This is a genomic window from Kribbella sp. NPDC000426 (genome assembly GCF_040300265.1).
Taxonomy (GTDB): Bacteria; Actinomycetota; Actinomycetes; order Propionibacteriales; family Kribbellaceae; genus Kribbella.
This window is the reverse complement of sequence record NZ_JBEPDK010000004.1, coordinates 673,065-696,121: the sequence shown is the minus strand read 5'-3', so window position 1 is coordinate 696,121 and position 23,057 is coordinate 673,065. Positions and strand designations below refer to the sequence as shown.

The 23,057-nt window shown below is 69.1% G+C and carries 18 protein-coding genes; 11 read left to right on the top strand and 7 right to left on the bottom strand.

The features are described 5' to 3' along the window. The first annotated feature begins 59 nt into the window (after positions 1–59). The gene (locus tag ABT313_RS22575; RefSeq protein ID WP_350857010.1) at positions 60–2,018 is read left to right on the top strand and encodes an APC family permease; all 1,959 of its coding nucleotides are present in this window, start codon (positions 60–62) and stop codon (positions 2,016–2,018) included. Here ABT313_RS22575 and ABT313_RS22570 read toward each other — a convergent pair. Further along, positions 1,916–3,283 carry an APC family permease gene (locus ABT313_RS22570; protein ID WP_350857008.1) on the bottom strand — a complete coding sequence of 456 codons (1,368 nt, stop codon included), beginning with the start codon at positions 3,281–3,283 and terminating at the stop codon, positions 1,916–1,918. The two genes, ABT313_RS22575 and ABT313_RS22570, sit on opposite strands and share 103 nt — an antisense overlap. A gap of 385 nt (positions 3,284–3,668) precedes the next feature. Beyond that, positions 3,669–5,804, bottom strand: a complete 2,136-nt coding sequence (locus ABT313_RS22565; RefSeq protein WP_350857005.1) for an MMPL family transporter — start codon at positions 5,802–5,804, stop codon at positions 3,669–3,671. A gap of 136 nt (positions 5,805–5,940) precedes the next feature. Between ABT313_RS22565 and ABT313_RS22560 the strand changes: the two genes are divergently transcribed. Then, the gene (locus ABT313_RS22560; RefSeq protein ID WP_350857002.1) at positions 5,941–7,608 is read left to right on the top strand and encodes a SulP family inorganic anion transporter; all 1,668 of its coding nucleotides are present in this window, start codon (positions 5,941–5,943) and stop codon (positions 7,606–7,608) included. Positions 7,609–7,642: 34 nt separating this feature from the next. Beyond that, a complete protein-coding gene (locus ABT313_RS22555; RefSeq protein ID WP_350856999.1) occupies positions 7,643–7,831 on the top strand; it encodes a hypothetical protein in 189 nt (62 codons plus the stop codon). Here the strand turns inward: ABT313_RS22555 and ABT313_RS22550 are convergent. Beyond that, positions 7,828–8,742 carry an alpha/beta fold hydrolase gene (locus tag ABT313_RS22550; RefSeq protein ID WP_350856996.1) on the bottom strand — a complete coding sequence of 305 codons (915 nt, stop codon included), beginning with the start codon at positions 8,740–8,742 and terminating at the stop codon, positions 7,828–7,830. The two genes, ABT313_RS22555 and ABT313_RS22550, sit on opposite strands and share 4 nt — an antisense overlap. Positions 8,743–8,859: 117 nt before the next feature. Between ABT313_RS22550 and ABT313_RS22545 the strand changes: the two genes are divergently transcribed. The 5 genes from ABT313_RS22545 (at position 8,860) to dhaK (ending at position 12,775) form a co-directional block, all read left to right on the top strand. After that, positions 8,860–9,420 (top strand): DJ-1/PfpI family protein, encoded by a 561-nt coding sequence (locus tag ABT313_RS22545; protein WP_350856993.1) that lies wholly within the window; start codon positions 8,860–8,862, stop codon positions 9,418–9,420. Positions 9,421–9,490: 70 nt separating this feature from the next. Further along, the gene (locus tag ABT313_RS22540; protein WP_350856990.1) at positions 9,491–10,348 is read left to right on the top strand and encodes a class II fructose-bisphosphate aldolase; all 858 of its coding nucleotides are present in this window, start codon (positions 9,491–9,493) and stop codon (positions 10,346–10,348) included. Next, entirely contained in the window at positions 10,345–11,124 is a 780-nt protein-coding gene (locus ABT313_RS22535) for an HAD-IA family hydrolase (protein ID WP_350856987.1), read from the top strand. The genes ABT313_RS22540 and ABT313_RS22535 overlap by 4 nt, the downstream gene beginning before the upstream one ends. A 14-nt stretch (positions 11,125–11,138) precedes the next feature. Beyond that, complete coding sequence (dhaL, locus tag ABT313_RS22530; protein WP_350856984.1) at positions 11,139–11,783, top strand: dihydroxyacetone kinase subunit DhaL; 645 nt, start codon at positions 11,139–11,141, stop codon at positions 11,781–11,783. Next, positions 11,780–12,775, top strand: coding sequence for a dihydroxyacetone kinase subunit DhaK (gene dhaK, locus ABT313_RS22525; protein WP_350856982.1), 996 nt, complete (start codon positions 11,780–11,782; stop codon positions 12,773–12,775). Before dhaL ends, dhaK begins: the two co-directional genes overlap by 4 nt. On the opposite strand, the gene ABT313_RS22520 is transcribed toward dhaK, so the two are convergent. Next, positions 12,740–14,002, bottom strand: a complete 1,263-nt coding sequence (locus tag ABT313_RS22520) for a GAF domain-containing protein (RefSeq protein WP_350856979.1) — start codon at positions 14,000–14,002, stop codon at positions 12,740–12,742. The two genes, dhaK and ABT313_RS22520, sit on opposite strands and share 36 nt — an antisense overlap. Before the next feature lie 137 nt (positions 14,003–14,139). Here ABT313_RS22520 and ABT313_RS22515 point away from each other — a divergent pair, with 137 nt between their 5' ends. Beyond that, positions 14,140–15,219: a heavy-metal-associated domain-containing protein gene (locus ABT313_RS22515; protein WP_350856976.1), complete on the top strand. Its 1,080-nt coding sequence runs from the start codon at positions 14,140–14,142 to the stop codon at positions 15,217–15,219. Between the two features lies 1 nt (position 15,220). On the opposite strand, the gene ABT313_RS22510 is transcribed toward ABT313_RS22515, so the two are convergent. Together ABT313_RS22510 and ABT313_RS22505 are read right to left on the bottom strand one after the other, a co-directional pair. Further along, positions 15,221–17,461: a heavy metal translocating P-type ATPase gene (locus tag ABT313_RS22510; protein ID WP_502884011.1), complete on the bottom strand. Its 2,241-nt coding sequence runs from the start codon at positions 17,459–17,461 to the stop codon at positions 15,221–15,223. Beyond that, on the bottom strand, positions 17,458–19,455 hold the full coding sequence (locus tag ABT313_RS22505) for a cytochrome c oxidase assembly protein (RefSeq protein ID WP_350856974.1): 1,998 nt from the start codon (positions 19,453–19,455) through the stop codon (positions 17,458–17,460). The genes ABT313_RS22510 and ABT313_RS22505 overlap by 4 nt, the downstream gene beginning before the upstream one ends. A 113-nt stretch (positions 19,456–19,568) precedes the next feature. On the opposite strand from ABT313_RS22505, the gene ABT313_RS22500 reads away from it, so the two are divergent. Next, on the top strand, positions 19,569–20,081 hold the full coding sequence (locus ABT313_RS22500) for a DUF5134 domain-containing protein (RefSeq protein WP_350856972.1): 513 nt from the start codon (positions 19,569–19,571) through the stop codon (positions 20,079–20,081). A 9-nt stretch (positions 20,082–20,090) separates the two neighbouring features. Here the strand turns inward: ABT313_RS22500 and ABT313_RS22495 are convergent, their stop codons facing one another. Further along, on the bottom strand, positions 20,091–21,425 hold the full coding sequence (locus ABT313_RS22495) for a dihydrolipoyl dehydrogenase family protein (RefSeq protein WP_350856969.1): 1,335 nt from the start codon (positions 21,423–21,425) through the stop codon (positions 20,091–20,093). A gap of 160 nt (positions 21,426–21,585) precedes the next feature. Between ABT313_RS22495 and ABT313_RS22490 the strand changes: the two genes are divergently transcribed. Next, the gene (locus ABT313_RS22490; RefSeq protein WP_350856966.1) at positions 21,586–23,055 is read left to right on the top strand and encodes an MFS transporter; all 1,470 of its coding nucleotides are present in this window, start codon (positions 21,586–21,588) and stop codon (positions 23,053–23,055) included. Positions 23,056–23,057 lie beyond the last annotated feature (2 nt).

Genomic DNA, 23,057 nt, shown 5'->3' with positions numbered 1-23,057 from the left:
TGTTAGAGAGGTGTTAGAAGGGGCCGGTACCGGTTCTCCGGCTGGCTAGGCTCCGAGCGGTGACAGAAACCCGTGAGAACGAGACGGTCGGGCTACCGCCCCCGGTCCGTGGGCGATTCGCCGAGTGGTTGCTGCACGACCGCCCCGCCGGACACGCCGGGCCGCATCGGCCGGCGCCGCACCCCACCCACCGCTGGTGGAAGGTGATGTGCCTGACCGGGGTCGACTACTTCTCCACGCTCGGGTACCAGCCCGCCATCGCGGCCGCCGCGGTCGGGCTGCTGTCACCCGTTGCGACGCTGGTCCTCGTCCTGCTCACCCTGCTCGGCGCCTTGCCGGTCTACCGGCGGGTGGCGGCCGAGAGCCCGCACGGCGAGGGCTCGATCGCGATGCTCGACCGGCTGCTCGGCCGCTGGAAGGGCAAGTTCACGATCCTGGTCCTGCTCGGCTTCATGGCGACCGACTTCATCATCACGATGACGCTGTCGGCCGCCGACGCCACCGCGCACGTCGTCGAGAATCCGTACGTGCCGCACTGGTTCGAGGGCAAGGAGGTGATCATCACGCTCCTGCTGCTGGCGCTGCTCGCGGGCGTGTTCCTGCGCGGTTTCGGAGAGGCGATCGGGATCGCGGTTGTGCTGGTCGTCGTCTACCTCGGGCTGAACGTCGTTGTCGTCGGCAACGCGCTCTGGAACGTGATCACCGCGCCCGAGCTCGTCACGAACTGGCGCGGCATGCTGACCACCGAGCACTCGAACATCTGGGTGATGATCGGTATCTCGCTGGTCGTGTTCCCGAAGCTCGCCCTCGGTCTGTCCGGGTTCGAGACCGGCGTCGCCGTCATGCCGCAGGTCGACGGCGCCGCTGACGACGATCCGGCCCACCCGGCGACCCGGATTCGGAACACCCGCAAGCTGCTCACCACCGCCGCCCTGATCATGAGCGGGTTCCTGATCACCAGCAGCTTCACCACGATCGTGCTGATCCCCGAGAACGAGTTCAAGGACGGCGGTCAGGCGTCCGGCCGGGCGCTGGCCTACCTGGCGCACGAGCACCTCGGCAGCGTCTTCGGGACCGTGTACGACGTGAGCACGATCCTGATCCTCTGGTTCGCCGGCGCCTCGGCGATGGCCGGTCTGCTGAACATCGTCCCGCGGTACCTGCCCCGCTACGGCATGGTCCCGGACTGGGCCCGCGCGACCCGCCCGCTGGTGATCGTGTTCGGCCTGATCGCGTTCGTGATCACGTTGCTGTTCAAGGCCGACGTCGACGCCCAGGGCGGCGCGTACGCGACCGGCGTACTCGTGCTGATCATGTCGGCCTCGATCGCGGTCACGTTGTCGGCACGGCGGAAGGGGGAGAGGGCCAAGACGGTCGGCTTCGCCGTGATCAGCCTGGTGCTGCTGTACACGACGATCGCGAACATCATCGAGCGGCCCGACGGCGTACAGATCGCGTCGTTCTTCATCGTCGCGATCATCCTCACCTCGCTGATCTCGCGGGCCACCCGGTCGACCGAGCTCCGGGCGACCGAGGTGCGGTTCGACGAGGACGCCTGCCGGATGATCTCCGCGGCCGCCGTCGCCGGTGAGCTGCGGATCATCGCGAACGAGCCGGACGATCGCGACGAAGCGGAGTACCAGGAGAAGGAAGCCGAACAGCGCGAGGTGCGCAACCTGCCCGAAGGCCTGCCGATCCTGTTCCTCGAGGTGACGCTGACCGACGCGTCGCAGTTCGAGACCGAGCTCGACGTGCACGGCGACGAGCGGTTCGGCTACCAGATCCTGCGGGTCGAGAGCCCGAGCGTGCCGAACGCGATCGCGGCGCTGATGCTGAAGATCCGCGACGACTGGCATGTCATGCCCCACATCTACTTCGCCTGGGCCGAGGGCAACCCGTTCTACTTTCTCTTCCGCTACCTCATCTCCGGCGAGGGCGACGTACCGCCCGTCACCCGGGAGGTGCTGAGGCGGGCCGAGCCCAAGCGCTCCAACCGCCCCTGGGTCCACGTCGGCTGAACGATCCGGAACCGCATCCGGCAGACGACGGCGTCGGTACGGCGACGCAGCGCATGCGCGAGGATCGCGCCGCGCTGGTTCTGCAGCAACCGTTGCCAGAGATGATCCGGCTCGATCTCGGGGATGAGCACGAACACCGTGTCGACCTCGCAGCGGTTCACGTACTGCACGACCGGAGCGGTCAACGTACGGCGTTGGTCGTAGAGCGCGATCAGCGGAATGCCCGGCTGCCACCGTTGCCAGTCGTCGAGCAGGCGGACGAACGCCCTGGTGTCCTCGGCGTCCGCGGTGTTGACCGCATGGACGGCCACCACGTCATGACCGAGTCCGCGCGCGACCGCCAAGGCCTCACCGGTCAGCTTCCTCACACCGTGCACGGGTACGACGACACGCGACCGGCGCGAGGTCAGCGAATCGGGGACGTGCCCCAACCCGAGCCGATGACCGATCCGGCGGTAGTTGCGGTTGACGGACTCCATCACGAGCACCAGCACGGGCAGTGTGATCGCGATCAGCCAGGCGCCGTCGGCGAACTTCGAGGCGGTGACGACGATCGCCGCGACACCGGTGAGGAGAGCGCCGAATCCGTTCAGCGCCAGCTTGTGCCGCCAGTACGGCGGGCGACTCTGCCACCAGTGGCGGACCATGCCGGCCTGGGACAGGGTGAAGCCGACGAAGACACCGATCGCGAACAGCGGCACCAGCGTGTTCATGTCACCGCGGGCCGCGATCAGCAGCACGGCCGACACCCCGGCGAGGAACAGGATGCCGTACCGGTAGACCTGCCGTTGTCCTCGCAGCTGGAAGACGTGCGGAAGGTAGTTGTCCTTGGCAAGCAGTTGGCCGAGGACGGGCAGCCCGCCGAACGACGTGTTCGCCGCCAGCGCCAGCAGCAGCACGGTCGCGAACTGGACAACGTAGTACCCGAAGCCGTGGCCAAGCGCGCCGTCGGTGAGCTGCGACAGCACGGTCACACCGTCGACCGGCCGGATGTCGAACTTCTCGATCAGAATCGCGAGGCCGATCAGCATCACGCCGAGCAGCCCGCCCAGTGCGAGCTCCGCCCGCTGGGCCCGCACCACGCCGGGCTTGCGGAACGACGGTACGGCGTTGGCGATCGCCTCGACCCCGGTCAGGGCGGCGCAGCCGTTGGCGAACGCCTTGAGAATCGGCAGGAGGCCGATCGCGTGAACCTGACCGGCCTGCTCCGCGTTCCCGGTGGCAACGGCCACCGGTCCTTCGCGGAACAGACCGGCCAGGATCACGGTCGATCACCAGCGACGCCGCGGCCACCAGGCTCGCCCGACGACCCAGGTGGGCCTTCGCGACGCCGTACGAGCCGCCGCCGTTCGGGAAGGCCGCGATCACCTGCCGGTAGGACAGGACCAGCACCATCAGCAGTACGGCGATCGCGATCGTGATCGGGAGCGTCAGGCCCAGCGCCGCCGTTCCGCCCAGGGCGAGGACCAGCACGATGGCCTCCGGACCATAGGCAACGGAGGCCATCGCGTCCAGCGACAATGCCGCCAGGCCTCCCACGACGCCGAGCCGATGCCTATCGTCCGAAGATGTGGTCACCGCACTACCTTCCGGTGCGGCAACCGGCGCGTCAGTACTTCTCACAGAAGCCAAACGCAACTCTCATACGAATCACACAGAGGTGAGCTGCTCCTCCCGCTCGTGCTGCTCCGGCTCACGCTGCGCGTCGGCGTGACCCGGCCACCAGGCGCGGTGGCCGATCAGGGCCGTGAGCGCCGGGGTGAAGAACATCGCCATCACGAAGGCCGCGATCGCGATGCCCGCGGAGATCGCGAAGCCCATCTGCGAGAGGACGTTGTTGCCGGCCAGCATCATCGACGCGAACGTGCCCGCGAGGATCAGGCCGGCGGCGGCGATGGTCGGACCGGTGTGGTGCACGGCCAGGGCCGCGGCCCGCTTCGGGTCGTGTCCCTCGCGTGCCTCCTCGCGCAAGCGGGCGACCATCAGGATGTTGTAGTCGGTGCCGAGGGCAACCACGAACAGGTACATGATCACCGGCAGCGTGAAGATCAGCCCCGAGTTGTGCTGCAGGTGCTGGAACACCAGCACCGACGCACCGAGTGTCGCCCCGAAGCCGAGGAACACCGACGCCATCAGGTACCACGGCGCGACCAGACTGCGTAGCAGCAACGCGAGCACGATCATGATCAGGATCGCCGCGACCGGGAACACGATGCGGTAATCGTGGTTCATCGCGTCCTGGAAGTCGACGAACACCGAGGTCAGTCCGCCGACGACCGCCGTCGTACCGGCCGGTGCGGCCGCGTGCGACGCGTCGCGCAGCGGACCCCGGACCGTGGCGATGGCCTGGTCCGACTCGGGCGCGGACTTCAGCGTGACCTTGAAGTCGGCGACCGTGCTGTCCGGGGACAGCGTGGCCGGCGAGACGTCCCCGACACCGTCGACCTTGGTCAGCACGGTGCGGTAGGTATCGAGCTGGTCCTTGCTCAGCGGGCTCGACGACCGCAGCAGTACGTCGGACGGCTGGGTGACGCCGGCCGGCAGGCTCTTGAGCAGTTCCTTGCTGTACACGGTCGATTCGGAGGTGTCGGCCGTCGAGCCGGAGGTGAGGTCGAACGTCGGGTTGAAGCCGATCGCGAACGCACTCAGCACGATCAGCAGGCCACCCGCAGCGACCGCGAAGGCAGCCGGCCGGCGTCCGAGGCCGCGACCCATGGCGGCGAACTTCGCGCCCTTCGGCTCGACCTTCCAAGCCTTCGACGGCCAGAACACCTTGGTGCCGAGCAGCGAGACGATCGCCGGTACGAGCGTGAGCCCGGCCAGCAGCGCGACCGCGACCGAGATCGCGAGCGCCGGTCCCATCGCACGGAACATGCCGAGCGTCGACAGGGTCAGTGCCATGAACGCGATGATCACCGCTCCGGCCGCGGACGCGATCGCCTCACCGACCCGGGTGACGGCGCTGACCATTGCGGCCTTGGCGTCCTCGCCGGCCCGCAGCCGCTCGCGGTACCGGAACATCAGGAACAGGATGTAGTCGGTGCCGACGCCGAACAGCACCACCAGCAGGATCGAAGTGATCGAGCTGTCGATCTTCAGGTCGAAGGCCTTGCTCACGATCGCGATCAGGCCGTTGACCACCGTGGAGACCGCGCCGATCACCACGATCGGCAGCAGCGCGATCACGGGACTGCGGAAGATCAGCAGCAGGAGCAGCAGGATCAGACCAACCGTGGCGATCCCGATGATCGCCAGGCCCTTGTTCGAGGATTCCTGCGCGTCGAGTGCCTGCGCGGCCGAGCCGGTCACGCCTGCCTTCAGCGAGGTTCCGTGCAGCTTGTCCTGCAGCGCCGTACGGAGTGCTTTGACGGCGTCGTTCTGCCGGGTGTCGCTCGGGTTGGTGATCTTGGTCAGCTCGACCGCGGCGATCTGGATCAGCCGGTTGCCCGTCGGCGGGACCGCCTGGATCCCGGTGACGTCCTTGAGCTTGGCCTGGTTCAGCTGTCCGGCGATCGTCCCGACCGTTGCGGCGTCGGCGGCGCTGATCGGCGCGCCGTCGCTGCGTTCGAACACCACGATGGCCGCGGGCGTGGTGGCGTTCGGGAAGGCCTTCTCCTGCAGTTGTGCTGCCTGGATCGACTCGTAGTGCGACGGCAGGAACGCCGATTGGTCCGTCGTCGCGGTCAGTTTCGGGGCCGTCGCGGCCACCGCGGCGATGATCAGCACCCAGGCGCCGATCGTCCACCACGGCCGCCGTACGACCAGCGACCCCAGTCGTGCGAACATGACAGTTCCTCTCAGAAAGTTTTCGTTACCCCTGACGATGCCGAGCACCCCTGACACCGCCCTGACACGCCACTGCCACGGCATCCGGCCGAGCAGGGCCCGACGAGTGAGACTGTGGTGAAGGAGAGGGGGTAGGTTGCCGATTCCCGGGGTTGAAACGGTGCGGCAGTACCAGCGGGGCTGGTTGCGGCCCGATGTGGTGGCGGGGCTGACGGTCGCGGCGTACTTCGTGCCGCAGGTGATGGCGTACGCCGAGCTCGCCGGGCTGCCCGCTGTGATCGGACTCTGGGTCGCGCTCGGTCCGCTCGTGCTGTACTTCCTGCTCGGGTCGTCGCGGCTGATGTCGCTCGGACCGGAGTCGACGACCGCCCTGTTGACCGCGACGGCGATCGGTCCGTTGGCCGCCGGGGATCCGGCTCGGTACGCGACGTTGGCCGCAGTGCTTGCGCTGCTGGTCGGGGTGATCTGCGTGATCGGGTGGGCGGCGCGGCTGGGATTTCTCGCCGATCTGCTGTCGAAGCCGGTGCTGATCGGCTACCTGACCGGGATCGCGGTGATCATGATGACCGGCCAGCTCGGGCGGCTGACCGGTGCTCCGGTGGAGGGCGATACGCCGCCGGCCGAGGTGCTGTCCGCGATCCGGCTGATCGATCAGTGGCAGCTCGCGCCGATCGTGCTGTCGGTGGTCGCGCTCGTGCTGCTGTTGGCGCTGGCCCGGTGGACTCCGCGGCTTCCGGGACCGCTCATCGTCGTGGCACTCGCGGCGTTCGTGACCTGGGCGGCGGGGCTGGGCGACAAGGGCGTGGCTGTGGTCGGCGCGGTGCCGAGCGGTCTGCCGACGCCGCATGTGCCGTCGATGTCTCTGCACGACGTCGGTCTGCTGGCGTTGCCGGCGGTCGGCGTGGCGCTGGTCGGCTACACGGATACCGTTCTGACCGGTCGTGCCTTCGCCAGTCGCGGCGGCGGGCCGATCGACCCGGGCCGGGAGTTGCTCGTCCTCGGGTTGGCCAACGTCTCCGCGGGCTTCGTGCGCGGCTTCCCGATCAGCAGCAGCGGCAGCCGGACCGCCCTCGCGGCCGCGTCCGGCGCGAAGAGCCAGGTCTACTCGCTGGTCGCCGCGCTGACGATCGTGGCCACTTTGCTCTTCGCCGGCCCGCTCCTGGCCACATTCCCGATCCCGGCCCTCGGCGCGCTGGTCGTGTACGCCGCCATCCGGCTGATCGAAGTCGGCGAGTTCCGCCGGATCGCCGCCTTCCGGCGTACCGAGTTCTTGTTGGCCGTGGCAACAACCGTCGGCGTGATCGCCCTCGACGTCCTGTACGGCGTACTCGTGGCCGTCGCGCTGTCCGTCCTCGACGTACTGCGGCGGGTCGCCCGCCCGCATGACGGCATCCTCGGCTACGTGCCGGGTATCGCCGGTATGCACGACATCGACGACTACCCCGACGCGCGGCCGGTCCCGGGCCTCGTCGTCTACCGGTACGACTCGCCGCTGTTCTTCGCGAACGCCGAGGACTTCCACCGTCGCGCGCTCGCGGCCGTCGACGATGCAGCGACTCCGGTGCGCTGGCTGCTGCTGAACACCGAGGCGAACATCCAGATCGACGTCACCGCGGTCGACGCGCTGGACACGTTGCGCGAGGAGCTCGCCGCGCGCGGAATCGTGCTGGCGCTGGCGAGGGTCAAACAGGACCTCCGCGACGACCTCGAGGCGGCGGGGTTCCTCGATCGTTTAGGTCCCGGACGCGTCTTCTACACCCTCCCGACCGCCGTCGAAGCCTTCCGCGCCGAACAACCCGGCTAGCCTGGTCAGTGAATGCCTGACCTGGGGAGCAAACATGGCTGTGTTGACGAAAGCCGAAGCGCTGGCAATCATCCGGCGCGCATACGGCCCTGATCTCGCCCAATCCATCGAGGACCGCCTGCCGGACCGGATCGACCCGGACGACGACGCGGATGCCGAATTCCTGGCAACCCTCGGCCTGACCCGCGACGGCCTGGCCAACGCAATGGGCGGCGAGCTCTAGAGCAGATCTCCGCAGAATGAGCGGATGGAGCGGTTGACCAGTTGGGGGCGTTCCCAGGGCATGAAGTGGCCGGCGCCCTTGACCCAGAACGGGCCGACCCCTTCCGGGAAGGCCAGCGCGCAGCGTTCCTCGGCGTGCTCGCCGACGGTGACCTGGTCCGCGCCGATCAGCACCAGAGCACGCTGCCGCACCGGGCGGTCGATCAGCTCGGGCGCCGATAACGGCCGGGTGCCCATCAGCACCTCGTAGTCGGCGAACGACGCGCGCAGCCGCGCGGGGTCGCCGTACGGCTCGGTCAGGAACGCCAGGTCGTCATCGTCGAACGCATCGGGCGGACACCAGAGGCGATGCCCGTAGAACTCGCCGATGTACCGCCGCCGACGTTCCGGTGTGTCCAGCTCGGCGACCAGTTCGTCGGCATGCCGGCCCTGGCGCCGCTGGTAGTCGTACACCGCCGGCTTGGCCCGTCCCGGCGGGATCCCGGCTGCCGCGAACGCGTCCGGCAGATCGGGCATCGAGTCATCCAGGATCACCAGCCGGTCCACCCGCTCCGGATGCCGGTTGGCCAGGTCGATCGAGATCATCGCGCCGAGGTCGTGCCCGGCGACGACGGCCCGCTCCCAGCCGAGTACGTCGAGCAGCCCGGTCAGGTCGCCGTTGAACGCGTTGAAGTCGTAGAACTCGTCCGGCGCGAAATCCGAGTCGCCGTACCCCCGCAGGTCCGGCGCGACGACGTCGAACCCGGCCTCGGCCAGCGGGATCAGGTTGTGAGACCAGATCCGGCTCGTGCACGGGAACCCGTGGATGAGCAGCAGTGGTACGCCGCCCGCGCCGCGCCGCCGGACCGCGAGCCGATGCCCGGGACGCACTTCGATCCGCTCTGGCGCCACGACTTCAGCAGGAAGAACCATGCGTTCGGTCTACACGATCACCCGGTCAGACGGCCCTTGACCGGGGTCGGAAGCGGGCAGAGGCTGGCTGATGGACGGAGTGTCTTCGAGGGAGCGTCTTCGAGAGGGAGTGGCCTGATGGCGAAGGTACTGATTCTGACCGGTGATGCCGCGGAGGACCTGGAGGTGTTCTACCCCTACCAGCGTTTGCTCGAGGAGGGGTACGACGTCGACATCGCGGCGCCTGAGGTGAAGAAGCTGCAGTTCGTGGTGCACGACTTCGTGGACGGGTTCGACACGTACACCGAGAAGCCCGGGCACACCTGGCAGGCGGACGTCGCGTTCGCTGACGTGAATCCGGCGGACTACGTTGCCGTCGTCATCCCGGGTGGTCGCGCTCCGGAGTACATCCGCAACGACGCGGACTGCCAGCGGATCGTGAAGCACTTCTACGGCGAGTCGAAGCCCGTCGCGCAGCTGTGCCACGGGCCGCTGATCCCGGCGGCGGCCGGGGTGCTGAACGGCCGGAAGACGTCGGCGTACCCGGCGCTCGCACCGGACATCCGCGCCGGGGGCGCCGAGTGGGTCGACGGTGACGCGGTCGTCGACGGGACCGTGGTCTCGGGTCGCGCGTGGCCGGACCACCCGACCTGGATGCGCGCGTTCATGGCGATCCTGAAGGAGCACGCTCCCGCCTAGTTCGGACGCGTGCAGCCTTTCTGCAGCGTTCGGAGAGGCAGGCTGGACGGAGCCACCGGGAGGAGTGAGCATGCCGGTCGCACCGTTGAAGGAACTCGTCGACGAGGCCTTGGCCAAGGGGTACGCCGTTCCCGCGATCAACATCGTCGACGAGTTGAGCCTGCGGGCCGTCGTCGACGCCGCCGTGGAGCTACGCTCGCCGCTGATCGTGCAGACGTCGGTGAAGACCGTGAAGTCGGTCGGGCGCGACGTCCTCAAGGCGATGTTCGACGCGACCGTCGCGCCCGAGCCGGTGCCGGTCGCCCTGCACCTGGATCACTGCCCGGACCGCGAGGTGATCAGCTCCTGCCTCGCGGCCGGCTGGAACTCGGTGCTGTTCGACGCCTCCGCGCTGCCGGTCGAGGAGAACCAGCGGCAGACCGTCGAGGTCGTCGCCGAGGCGCGCAGGTACGGCGCCCACGTGGAAGGCGAGATCGAGGGCATCACCGGGGTCGAGGACGGCGTCGGCTCCGACACCGAGTCCGAACGCCAGTCCCTGGAGGTCGCCACCCGGTTCGTGCAGACGACCGGGGTCGACGTGTTCGCGCCGGCGATCGGCAACGCGCACGGTATCTACCGCTCGACACCCGAACTCGACTCGCAGCGGATCACCGACCTGGTCGCCGCGACCGGGATCCCGATGGCACTGCACGGCGGATCCGGGCTGACACCGGAGCAGTTCCGGGACCTGATCGGGCGCGGCTGCGCGAAGGTGAACATCTCCACCGCGCTCAAGGTCGCGTACATGAAGTCGTCGCTCGAGCATCTCGAGGAGGCACGCGCGAAGGACAAGTGGGACCCGCCGACGCTGTTCCGGACCATCCACGCCGCGGTGAAGGCGATGACCGTCGAGCACATCGAGATCTTCGGTAGCGGCGGTCACGCATGACCGCGCTCATCTTCGACTGCGACGGCGTGCTCGGCGACACCGAACGCGACGGCCACCTGCCGGCGTTCAACGCGACGTTCGAGCACTTCGCCCTGCCGGTGCGCTGGTCGGTCGAGGACTACGGCCGGCTGTTGAAGATCGGCGGCGGCAAGGAGCGCCTGGCCACGCTGCTCGACGATCCCGACGTGGTGAAGGCAGCCGGGTCGCCGTCGACTGACGAGGAACGTACGCAGGTCGTCGCGGCCTGGCACCGGTACAAGACCAAGACGTTCACCGACCTCATCGCGGCCGGGGTCGTGCCGCCGCGTCCCGGCGTACGGCGAATCATCACCGACGCGCTGCGGGAGGGCTGGACCGTTGCCGTCGCGTCGACCTCCGCCGAGCCATCGGTGCGTGCCGTGCTGACCGGAGCGGTCGGCCCGGAGGTCGCGGCGCGGGTGCCGGTGTTCGCGGGAGACGTCGTACCGCGGAAGAAGCCCGACCCGGCGGTGTACGAGCTGGCTGTGCACCAGCTCGCGCTGGTCCGGGACCACACGCTCGTCGTCGAGGACTCGAGCAACGGTCTGCTCGCCGCGTCCGGGGCCGGGCTGTCCACGGTCGTGACCGTGTCCGGGTACACGCGCGACGAGGACTTCACCGGGGCGGCGCTGGTCGTGTCGAGCCTCGGCGATCCCGGCGGCGAGCAGCTCGAGGTCCTCGCGGATCCCTGGAACATCGGCCCCGTCGGCGCGCTCACGCTGACCGAGCTCGCCGGACTCGCCGGTCGACGGTCGTAAGGAGGAGGGCGAACATGAGTGACAGCTGGAGTGACGTCGACCTGGTGATGACGACGATCATCGACACCTGTCTCACCAACGAGAAGTACTTCGGTGACCTCGACTCGGTCGTCGGCGACGGCGATTTCGGGTACTCGCTGGCCCGCGGCTTCGAGAAGCTCCAGGCGCAGTACGGCGAGCTGGACCGGACCGACATCGGCACGTTCCTGAAGAAGGTCGGGATGCTCGTGACGTCGCGGATCGGCGGCACCTCCGGACCGATCTGGGGAACCGGCTTCCTTCGCGCCGGGATGACGGCCGGCGCGACCACGACCCTCGACGGCGCGGCGGTCGTCGCGATGCTGCGGGCCGCGATCGCCGGAATCATGACGCGCGGCGGCGCCTCATTGGGCGAAAAGACTCTGCTCGACGCACTGGTCCCGATGACTGACGCCATCGAGCAGGCGCTCGCGGACGGGTTGAGCAGTGACGAGATCGTGGACCGCGCCGCAGCGGCCGCCCGGTCGGCCGCCGACGCCACGATCGACCTGGTCGCCATGCGCGGCCGGGCCGCCTACACCGGCGAACGCAGCCGGGGATCGGTCGACGCCGGGGCCACCGCCGTCGCCGTACTGATGGAGCAGATAGCAGCGAATTGGAAGGGGCGGGACGCGGGATGAAGAAGTTCGTGAACGATCCCAAGAACTACGTGCCGGAGATGCTGCAGGGCATCGCGCTGGCGAACCCCGAGACCTTGAAGTACGTCCCGGAGTACAACCTGATCATGCGGACCGACGCGCCGCGCGACGACAAGGTCTCGATCATCCAGGGCTCGGGCTCCGGGCACGAGCCGGCGCACGTGATGACCGTCGGCAAGGGCATGCTCGATGCGGCCTGCCCCGGGGACGTCTTCGCCGCACCGCCGATGGACTACGTGTACGAGACCACCAAGCTGCTCGCGTCGCCGAAGGGTGTGCTGCTGCTGGTGAACAACTACACCGGCGACCGGATGGCGTTCGACATGTCGCAGGAGCTCAGCGCGGCGGACGGGCTGAACGTGAAGACGCTGATCATCGACGACGACGTCGCGGTCAAGGACTCGACGTACACCGTCGGCCGGCGTGGCGTCGCGGGCAACTTCTTCGTGATGAAGGCGGTCGGCGCGGCCTCCGAACAGGGCGCGGACCTGGACGAACTGGTCCGGATCGGCGAGAAGGTCAACTCGGTCACGCGGACGATGGGGATGGCGCTGACCGCGTGTACGCCGCCGGCGAAGGGCTCGCCGCTGTTCGAGCTCGGCCCGGACGAGATGGAGATGGGCGTCGGCATCCACGGCGAGCCGGGCCGCAGCCGTGAGCCGCTCGCGTCGGCGAACGAGATCATCGACCAGATGCTCGAGGCGGTCCGCTCCGACCTGCCGTACGAGTCCGGCGACAACGTCGCGCTGATGATCAACGGCCTCGGCGGTACGCCGATCAGCGAGCTCTACCTGCTCTACGGCCGGGCGCACAAGGTGCTCACCGACCAGGGCATCAACGTCCGGCGCAACTATGTCGGCGAGTACTGCACGTCACTGGACATGGCAGGCGCGTCGGTGACGCTGGTGAAGCTCGACGACGAGATCGACGGCCTGCTGTCAGCGCCTGCGGAGATCGCGATTCGCGTGTTCTGACAGGCCGTAGTCCGCGCGCAACCGGCGTACTTCGGACTGCGTCGACGGCCACAGCGGGGAGGCCGGCGAGAGCAGGGCCAGTTGGTGCTCCCACGCGCTGAGGTCGTTCACGCCGGCGTACGAGCGGGTCCACGCGACGACGAGGTCGACGTCGTGGGTCCGCAGTACGTCGGCGCGCATGCGGTTCTCGAGCCGGTTCCGGGAGGCGACCACGCCGGGGGCGTCGGACTGCGGGAGGAGCGGACCCGCGTACCTGCGCAGCGCCGACGAGAGGAGATGCGAGTCGAGGTCGTCGGCGGTCTCGAGCCAGTCGGCGGCGATGTCGCGGCGGAACCGGTACGGACGGGAGTCGAGGACGTCGGCGCCGAGGAGGGCGCGGAGGCGGGTCATCTCGCCGCGCAGCGAGGAGCGGTGATCTGCCTCGCCGTACAGGGCGTCGGAGAGTTCTTCGGCGGTGAGGCCCTCGGGATGTTCGGCGAGCAGTACGACGATGTCGCTGTGACGGCGGCTGAGCCGGAGGTCGCGGTCGTCGACCCGGATCTCGGCGTCCGGGCGGCCGAGCGCCGAGATGCGGATCCGATGGCCGGTGTCGCCGTTGAGTTTGCGGAGGATGGTCAGCCGGCCGAGCTCGGCCTCGGCCATCCGGGCGGCGGCCCGGACGAGCGCGAGTGACTGCGGTGAACTCGCGTCGGCGCCGCCGGTGATGTCGACGACGCCGAGGACCCGCTGCGTGTCGGGGTCGTAGATCGGGGCCGCGGCGCAGGACCACGGCTGGACGAGAACCGTGAAGTGTTCGGCCGACCGGATCTGGACCGGCGCGGTCACCTCGAGCGACGTACCGAGCGCGTTGGTGCCGACCTGCCGCTCGGCCCACCAGGCGCCCTCGCTGAAGTGGATGCCGTCGGCTGCCCGCAGTACGTCGGGCCGGCCGCACACCCACAGCAGCCGGCCGCCGCTGTCGCCGACGGCCATCACACAGTCGCTGTCGACGGCGGCCCGGCCGAGGACGTCGTACAGCATCGGGAAGACGGCCGAGAGCGGATGTTCGGCCCGGTAGGCGGCCAGTTCGTTGCCCTGGAAGGCAAACGGTGCTGCCGTGTCGGCGCGCAGCCCGGCGGCGACCGAGCGGTCCCACGAGGCCGCGACCAGCCCGCGCACGGGCTGTTTCTCCCCACCCTCGACGAACTCCTCGTGTCGCCGGTGCAGCCAGCGATCGATGGATTCCACCCTTCCAAGACAACTGCCGAAGCCCGCGAAAGTCCAGACCCGCAGCGGCGGGGGTCCGACACGCGGAGTAATCGCGCGGACCGCGCTTGGTTCCTAAACTGGGAGCGCGTGGATGACGGGTCTCCGGGAGGTCGCGGATGGCGGGACTGCCGGGTGGCCGTTATGACCGCACGGCCGCGGCCCGGGTGCTGGCCTCGGTCGCGGGCCCTGCTCCGTTCGATCAGGTGGTTCTCGGCGATGCGCGCCGGCTCGAGCCGGAGGTTGTGCCGCTCGACGGTCAGCTGACCGCGATGCAGTTGGACTACGTGCAGCAGCGGATGCGGCCGTGTCCGCCGGCGTTGGTGGTGAGTGCCGCCTCGAAGGTCAGCTGGCGGGACAGCGGCGGGGTCGCAAACGTCGCTCACTGCGGTCCGCTCGGGCCGATCGTGCCGCTGGTTGCCCGGGAGGCGACGCTGGCGATGTGGCAGGCGCTGGCAGGCTTGGATGCCGGGTTGGATGCCGGGTTGACGGACGACGAGCGCGCGGTGATGGCGGCGACGACGACCGACAAGGATCCGCTGGAGATCCTGCGGGTCGGGATCGACACGACGTCGCGGGCGCTGGTGCAGCACGCGTACCTTGCGGACCAGACGCCGTACCGCAGCGCCGCCGAGTTTGCGCGCGGGTTGCGGGATTCGGGGATCTTCGCGGTGGTGGCGAACACCTGGTTCTGGGGGTTGCAGTCGTCGACGTTCCGGCGCGGGATGATCCCGGCGCGGCTGGTCGCGCAGGACGACGGGACGGTGCGGTACGCCGCGGAGACGGTCGACGTACTGCGGGAGATGAAGCAGACCGCGATCGCGGACGCGCACGAGCAGCAGTACGCGCTGTTGCCGGCGGGGGAGCAGCCGCGGTGTCTGGCCAACATGTCCGTGGACGGGGTGCGGTTGCTGCCCGGGGTGGTGGACACGTTCGTGGAGACGTTCGTTCAGTTGCTCGAGTTGGTGGAGATCAGGGAGACCGGCATGGACACTGCTGACGAGGTTTTCGAAGTACCGGACATGACGTGCTCGCACTGCACGAACACGATCACCGGGGTGCTTGAGTCGCTCGGGGTCCGGGTCGCGGGGATCGATCTGGACACGAAGCAGGTTGTGGCCGCGTTCCCGTCGGACGAGGTGCGCGTGCAGAGCTTCGAGGCGATCCGGGAGCGCGGGTACACCGTCGTACCGCAGTGAGTTACTCGGGGTCGGGCTCTGTGCCGAAGTCGCGGAGGCGCAGGCTGTTGTAGGTGACGAACAGCGACGAGAGGCTCATCGCGGCGGCTGCGATCAGCGGGTTGAGCAGGCCGGCGGCGGCGATCGGCACGGCGGCGACGTTGTAGCCGAACGCCCAGATCAGGTTGCGGTGGATGGTCTGCCGGGTACGCCGGGCCAGCGCGATGGCGTCCGGGATCACTCGGAGGTCTTCGCGCACCAGGATGATGTCGGCCGACTTGAGCGCGATGTCGGTCCCGGTCACGACCGCCAGCCCCAGGTCCGCAGTCGCAAGCGCCGCCGCGTCGTTGATCCCGTCCCCGACCATCGCCACCCGATGACCCTCAGCCCGCAGCCGCTCGATCACCGCCGCCTTGTCAGCAGGCAGCACCCCCGCCCGCACATCCTCGATCCCCAACTCAGCCGCGACCGCCCGGGCCACCACCTCACTGTCGCCAGTCAGCAAGACCGTCCGCAGCCCTTGCCCCCGAAGCGCCTCAACCGCCACCCCTGCGGTAGGTCGCAACCGATCCGCCACCACAAACGAACCAGCGATCCGGCCATCAACCCCCACATAAACAACTGACCCCGCCGCACCACCACCCGCGCCGGCTGCGGCCGAGCCGTAGGCCGGTTGGGTGGTGATGCCTTCTGATTGCAGGAGGGTTGCGTTTCCTGCGGCTACTCGGTGGCCGTCTACTACGCCTGTTGCGCCTTGGCCGGGGTGGACCTTGAAGTTGGTGACTGGTTGGGGGGTGATGCCGTCCGCCTCGGCGCGGCGTTCTACGGCGCGGGCGATGGGGTGTTCGGAGTTGTGTTCGATCGAGACGACGTACCGGAGCAGGTCGGGGTCGATGTGTTCCACGACGAGTTCGCCGGTGGTGAGGGTGCCGGTCTTGTCGAGGACGATGGTGTCGATCACGCCGCTGGCTTCGAGCGCGTCCTGGCCCTTGATCAGGATGCCGAGGGTGGCGCCGCGGCCGATCCCGACCATGAGCGCGGTCGGCGTCGCCAGCCCGAGCGCGCACGGACACGCGATGACGAGAACTGCGATGCCCGTCCCCATCGCCTGCTGGAACGGCGCGCCGGAGACGATCCACCCGGCGGTGACGGCGATCGCGAGCGCGATGACCGCGGGCACGAACCAGACGATGATCCGGTCGACCGTGTGCTGGATGCGAGCCTTCCGCTCCTGCGCCTGCTCGGCGACAGCCGCCATCTGCGCGAGCTGCGTATGCGCACCGACCGCCGTCGCCGTCAGTACCAGCCGCCCGTCCGTGCTGATCGTCCCGCCGATCACGGGATCACCGGGCCGCACGCTCCGCGGCAACGGCTCCCCGGTCACGACGCTCGTGTCGACAGCCGCCGAACCCTCCAGCACGGTCCCGTCGACAGGCACGATCTCGCCCGCCTTGACGACGACAACCTCGCCCTTCACCACCTGTCCTGTCGGTACGTCGACCTCCGCGCCGTCCCGCAGTACCCGGGCCGTCGGCGTGGCCAACCGGCTCAGCGCACCGAACACATCGGCAGCACGCCGCCGCGACCTCGTCTCGAAGTACCGCCCCGCGAGCTGGAACACCGTCATGCCGGCCGCGACGTCGAGGTACAGCGCCCCGGTGTCGAGCGGGATCGACGACAGCCCCGGCCAATGACCACCAGTGCTCGATGCCCCGGGCAACAGCACCGACACCGCCGCCCACCCGAACGAGACCACGATGCCCAGCGACACCAGTGTGTCCATGCTCACCGCACGATGACGCAAGTTCCGGATCGTCGCACGATGGAACGGGTACGCCGCCCAGGTGACAACCGGCAGCGCGACGAGCAGCGAGACGATCTCCCACCCGGGAAAGCGGAGCGACGGTACGGCGGCCAGCACGATCGTTGCGTCCATCAACGGAATCGCCAGCAGGATCGCGACGATCAGCCGGCGGCGGAGCGCGGTCACGCGTTTGATCGTCAGCTGCTCCGCGAGCTCGTCCGCGGACTCGGGATCGCGCACGGTCGCGTCGTACCCGGCCTTGTCGACCGCACTGGCCGCGCGGTCCGCGAGATCCGCTCCGGCGCCGGTGACGATCGCGCGCTCGGTCGCGTAGTTGACGCTGGCCGTGACACCGTCGAGCTTGTTCAGCGCGCGCTCGACGCGGTTGGCGCAGGCCGCGCACGTCATCCCGCCGACCAGCAGTTCGACGGAGGTCGTCTCGGTCCGGGTCAGAGTCACCGCGGCTCCTTCGTCCGGTCCGCAGTCCGGTCAGCGGTTCGTTCGGAGAGGCGTTCGAGCATCGCGTTGTAGGCGTCGTACGAGTCGTCGAGGCCGCTGTCGAGATGGCGATCGATGCGCTTGGCAAGCTTCCCGTCCTGCACCGCCCATTGCAGCGCGAGGACGACGACCACGATCAGCAGCGGGATCTCGCCGCCGGCCCAGGCGATACCGCCGGCGGTGTGCTGCGTGGCAGCGAGGTCGACCTTCCACGGCAGCTCGAGGTGCTGGTAGAACGAGTCGCCGATGATCGCGCCGCCGGACATCAGGATGACGCCGAAGAACGCGTGGAACGGCATCGCGGCGAACAGGAACCCCAGCTTCGCCAGCGACGGCAGTTTCCGCGGCGTCTGGTCGACTCCGATCACGAGTCCGAAGTACAGGCAGCCGACGAGCAGGAAGTGGGCGTTCATCAGTTGGTGGGCCCAATGGAACTTCATCAGGGTGCCGAAGGCGTTGGTGAAGTACAGGCCGTAGTACGAACCGATGTAGATGCCGAAGACAAGCAACGGGTGGTAGAGCGCCTTGAGCGGCCGCGAGTGGAGTACGGCGACGATCCACTCGTGCGGACCTGGCTGCGCGTCCTTGGCCGCGGCCGGGAGAGCTTTGAGCGCGAGGGTCAGCGGTCCGCCGAGGACGAGCGGGATGGGGATCAGCATGCTGAGCGCCATGTGCATCGCCATGTGGACGGCGAAGCTCGGACCGGAGTACTTCCCGAGGCCCGAGCTGGTCACCACGACGATCAGCACCCAGCCGAGGGTCCAGGCGATGGTCCGGCCGACGGGCCACGACTCGCCGCGACGGTGCAGTCTGATGGCGCCGGCGAGATAGGCGGTGACAGCAGCGACGGCGGCGACCACGAAGAGCAGGTTCGGACGCCACTGGCTCACCAGCGTCGCGAAGGCGGGCGGCTTGTTCAGGTCGAAGCCGAAGAAGATCTGGCTGATCGACGTCGGCACGAAGAACTGCGGCGGGGGAATCCGGGTCATCGCGATGCCGCAGGCAACGAAGGCCGCCGTACCGGTGGTGAGCAGGACGGCGCCGAGCGGGAGTTTGCTGCGGGCAACCGAGTACAGGCCGACGGCAACCAGCGCCAGCGCCGCCAACCGGGCCAGCGTGAGCCAGCCGGTGGCCGAGGCGAACGGCGACGAGCCTGCCATCTTGAACCAGAGCAGCACCGCTTCGGTCACGATCAGCAGCACGGCCCCGATCAGAGCGATGCTGCGCCAGTGCGTGCGGTCGAGCGCCCGGTTCCGGCGGCCGGTGGCGAACCTGAGGGTCTGTACGACGGCCAGCCCGAGAAGGACCTGCGCGACGACCGTCTGGTAGACGGCGGAGTCGCCGGCGAAGTCGTGCCGCGGGCCGACGAGGACCTGGCCGACGACGACCGGAGCGAGCGAGCCGGCGAGCGCTGCCCAGAGCGCGATCAGGTAGGCGACCCAGCGAACCGTCACCACGCTTGTGACGAGCACCACGATGGCGGCCAGGCAGGTGATCATCCAGGCCCGCCCGAAGTCGCCGGAGAACATCGCGAACCAGAGCGCGCTCGGGCTGGCGATCCGGCCGAGCGACAGCCCGTTCGAGTCGGCGGAGTCGAACGCGATCAGGAGACCGGAGCTGACCACCCAGACCGTGGCAGCCCGGCGTACGAGGACCGGCTCGAACCACTCGGCGATCTCCAGCTGCCGCCGCGAACCCGATTCGCGCACGGGCCGCGCCTTGCCCGCGACGAGCGCCGAGACCAGCGCGCCGACGGTCACCAGCGAGGAGAGATCGGCCACCGCGCGGACGAAGGTCGCGACGAGCCCGGTCAGCCGACCAGGGTAGTCGCGGGCGATCGGCAGGTAACTGGCCGAGCCCATTCGTGCGGTGGTGACCAGCGATGCGGCCAGAACGAGTACGCCCAGCAGGACGACGTACCCGGTCAGCCACCGCCGGTGGCGCGTCGTACCCACGTCACTCCTGATCGATCGGTTGCCACAACCCCCAACTGGTGAATACGAGCGAGTTGTGGGAACAGTTCCCAGCAGCGGAACTTCTTTGCGACGACTGGAGTTAGAGGGGCGTGGTGACTGGAGCCTGGACGATCGTCCTGACCGCGGTCTTCGCTGCGACAGGTCTGTACGGCGTTTGGCGGCTGAGCACGAGGCGCTGGCAGGGGATCGAGACCGTCGTCGACGTCAGCCATGCCCTGATGAGCCCGGCAATGCTCGTGATGCTGTGGTGGCCGATGGCAGCGACCGGCCAGTGGGCTCAGATGGCGGTCTTCAGCGGGCTCGCGGTCGTCTTCTTCTACCACCTCTCCGGCTTGGAGACCGTCCCCGAGCGGGCCGGCGCGATGGCGCACGCCGGCATGAACCTCGGCATGGTCTGGATGCTGGCCGCGATGCCCCGCCTGATGTCCGGCGAGGCCTGGACGACGATGCTGAGCTGGTCCGCCGTCGGCCTGCTCGTCATCACCGCCGCCTGGTGGCTCGTCCACGCCGCCCGCACCCCCGGCCACCGAACCCTCTGCGGCTGCCACGGCCTCTCCTGCGCCGGCATGGCCACCATGCTCGCCCTGATGACACCGGCCCTGTGACGGTGTGCGTCACTCGTCGGCTAGCTGGCGGAGGGCTTGGAGGAAGGCCTCGGAGAAGGTTGGGAAGGGCTGGATGACGTCGAGGAGGACCGGGATCGGGGTCCTGGCGCGGATGGCCAGGGTTGCCTGCTGGAGCCATTCGCCGGCTTCGGGGCCGACCGCGTAGGCGCCGGTGACGACGGTCCCGTCGGAGACGAGGGTCAGGAACCCGGGCTGCGTGTCGTACGAGCGCAGGTACGTCGCCGTACGCGGCACCCCGGACAATTGGATCGTGGCTGTGTACGGCCCCTCGGCGTCACCCACCGAGGCGGCCTGCGGGTAGCTGTACACGACCCGCGGGACCGCCCGGTAGTCCGCGGTCCGCGGCTTGCCAAGAATGTTGCTCGCGGCAACACGGCCCTGGTATTCGCCGACATGGGTCAGTTGCCACAGGCCCGTAACGTCGCCGATCGCCCACAGGCCGGGACCGGCCGACAGCCGGTCGTCGACCGCGATACCCCGCGGGTTCGCGACGATGCCGACGGTCTCCAGCCCGATGTTGTCGACGCGCGGACGACGACCGGTCGCGACCAGGACGCGGTCGCCCTCGACCTGACTTCCGTCGCTCAGTTCGATCACGTACGTCGCCCCGTCGAGCCGGACGCGTTCCGCGCCGGTACCCACCCGTACGTCGACCTTGTCGGCCGCCAGCGCGACCGCGATCGCCTCGCCGACCGCCCGCGGCTCACGCGGCATGAGGTGCTCGTCGCGCTCGATCAGTGTGACGGTCGAGCCCATCCGAGCCAGCGCCTGACTCATCTCGACACCGGTCGCCCCACCGCCGAGCACGAGCAGCCGGTCGGGTACGTCGACCAGCCCGGTCACGTCCCGGTTCGTCCACACACCGGGCAGCTCACGCAGTCCGGGAACAGGCGGGATCACCGGATCGGCGCCGCACGCGATCACGATGTTGTCGGCGGTGTGCGTCCGATTGTCCACTGCGACGGTGTGCGGCCCCGCGAGCCGGCCGTGGCCGCGCAGTACCTCGAGGCCGACGCTCTTGGCCCACGAGACCCCGCCGGCGTCGTCGTAGTTCGACACCATGAAGTCACGCCACCCGAGGGCGGCGTGTGTGTCGAGCGATCCGGTCACGGCCTCCCGCGCGCCGGGCGCGTCGAGCGCCTCGGCCAGCGCCTCGCCAGGTCGTAGCAGAGTTTTCGACGGGATACAGGCCCAATAGGAACACTCGCCACCGAGCAGTTCGCGCTCGACGATGGCAACCCGCGCACCGCCCTTGGTCAGGGCGGCTGCACAGTGTTCACCCGGAGCGCCGGCTCCGAGGACGATCACGTCGTACTCAGTCATCAGTCTTGGGCTCCCTTCGAACCTGCGGTTCCAGGCTCGCGCGGAGCGCGCAGCGGGCGGGCCAGGGAGTGTCCCTGGTTTCGCCCGACCAGGGACCGGCGCTGTGGCGCGACCCGGTCCGGGGGCCTGATCGTGGAGCCGTGAGCGGCTGGGAGGTCGGATGAGTGAGCCTGCGGTGACCGGCGCGGGGCTGGTCGCGTTGCGAGGGAGGGCCGGCGCTCTGCTGGTCGCCGCAACGGTGCTGGCGTCGATGGTCGGGTTCATCGACGCGTACATGATCAACGTCGCGATCCCGGCGATCGGCCGCGACCTGGAGATCGGTGTGAGCGAGCTCCAATGGGTGCTGACCGGGTACCTCGTCACCGTCGCGTCGCTGCTCCTGCTCGCCGGTGCGCTCGCCGACCACTTCGGCTGGCGCCGGATCCTGGTCGCCGGTCTCATCGTCATGCTGGTCGCGTCGCTGTGCTGCGCCGCAGCCCCGAACGGCGGTGCCCTGATCGCGGCCCGCGTGGTGCAGGGCGCGGGCGGTGCGCTCGTCGTACCGAGCAGTCTCGCCCTGCTGAACGGGACACTCCGGTCGGTCGACCGGGCCAAGGGGATCGGTGTCTGGGCCGGTCTGTCGACGCTCGGTACGACGCTCGGCCCGTACGGCGGCGGCTGGTTGATCGACCACGGCTCGTGGCGGTACGTGTTCCTCCTGAACGTCCCGCTGATCGCGGCCGGGTTGTGGGTACTGCACGGCGTACCCGAGGTCGCGCGTGAGCGGCGTCCCCTGTCGGTCGACGTCGTGGGTGCCCTGTTCACCGTGCTCGGGCTGGGTGGCGTGATCTACGCGCTGACGGCCGGACCGGCGTCGGGCTGGACCAGCGCACCGGTCCTGGTGTCGGCTGTCGTCGGCGTGGTCTGCCTGGTCGCGCTGATTCCGGTGGAGCAGAGGCAGTCGGCGCCGATGCTGCGTACGGCGCTGTTCCGGATCCGCCAGTTCGTTGCGATCAACGCCGCCACGATCCTCTTCTACGGCGCGCTGTCGGCCGCCAGCTACCTGGTTGTCCTGCAGTGCCAGCTGCGGCTCGGGTACAGCGCTACCGAGGCGGGTGCGGCGCTGATTCCGGAGTCGGCCGTGTTCCTGCTGGTCTCGCCGTTCGTCGGCGGTCTGGTGGCACGGGTCGGGACGCGCTGGCCGATGGCCATCGGCATCCTGATCGTGGCCGGCGGGTTCGCCTGGCTGTCTGCGGCGCAACCCGGTCAGAGCTATGTGCAGGCGATCCTGCCCGGCGCGCTGTTGTGGGGTCTCGGTATCGGGTTGACGGTTGCACCGTTGACAGCCGGCGTACTGGCCGCTGTTGACGATGCGGATCTGGGCGAGGCGTCGGCGATCAACGATGCCGCGTCCCGGGTCGGCGGGGTGGTTCTGATCGCGCTCGTCCCCGCGCTGCTGGGCGTGGGCGGCTCGGACGAGCTGGCTGGGCCGTTGGCGAACAGGTACCAGACAGCCATGCTCGTGATGTCGGCCTTGAGTGTCGTCGCCGCGGTGATCACGATGGTGTTCGTCGCCCGCGGTCGCCCGTCCGCCGCTCAGCTTCCGGCGACACCTCGCGTGCACGGTTGCGCCGTACCGGTAACCAACTGATT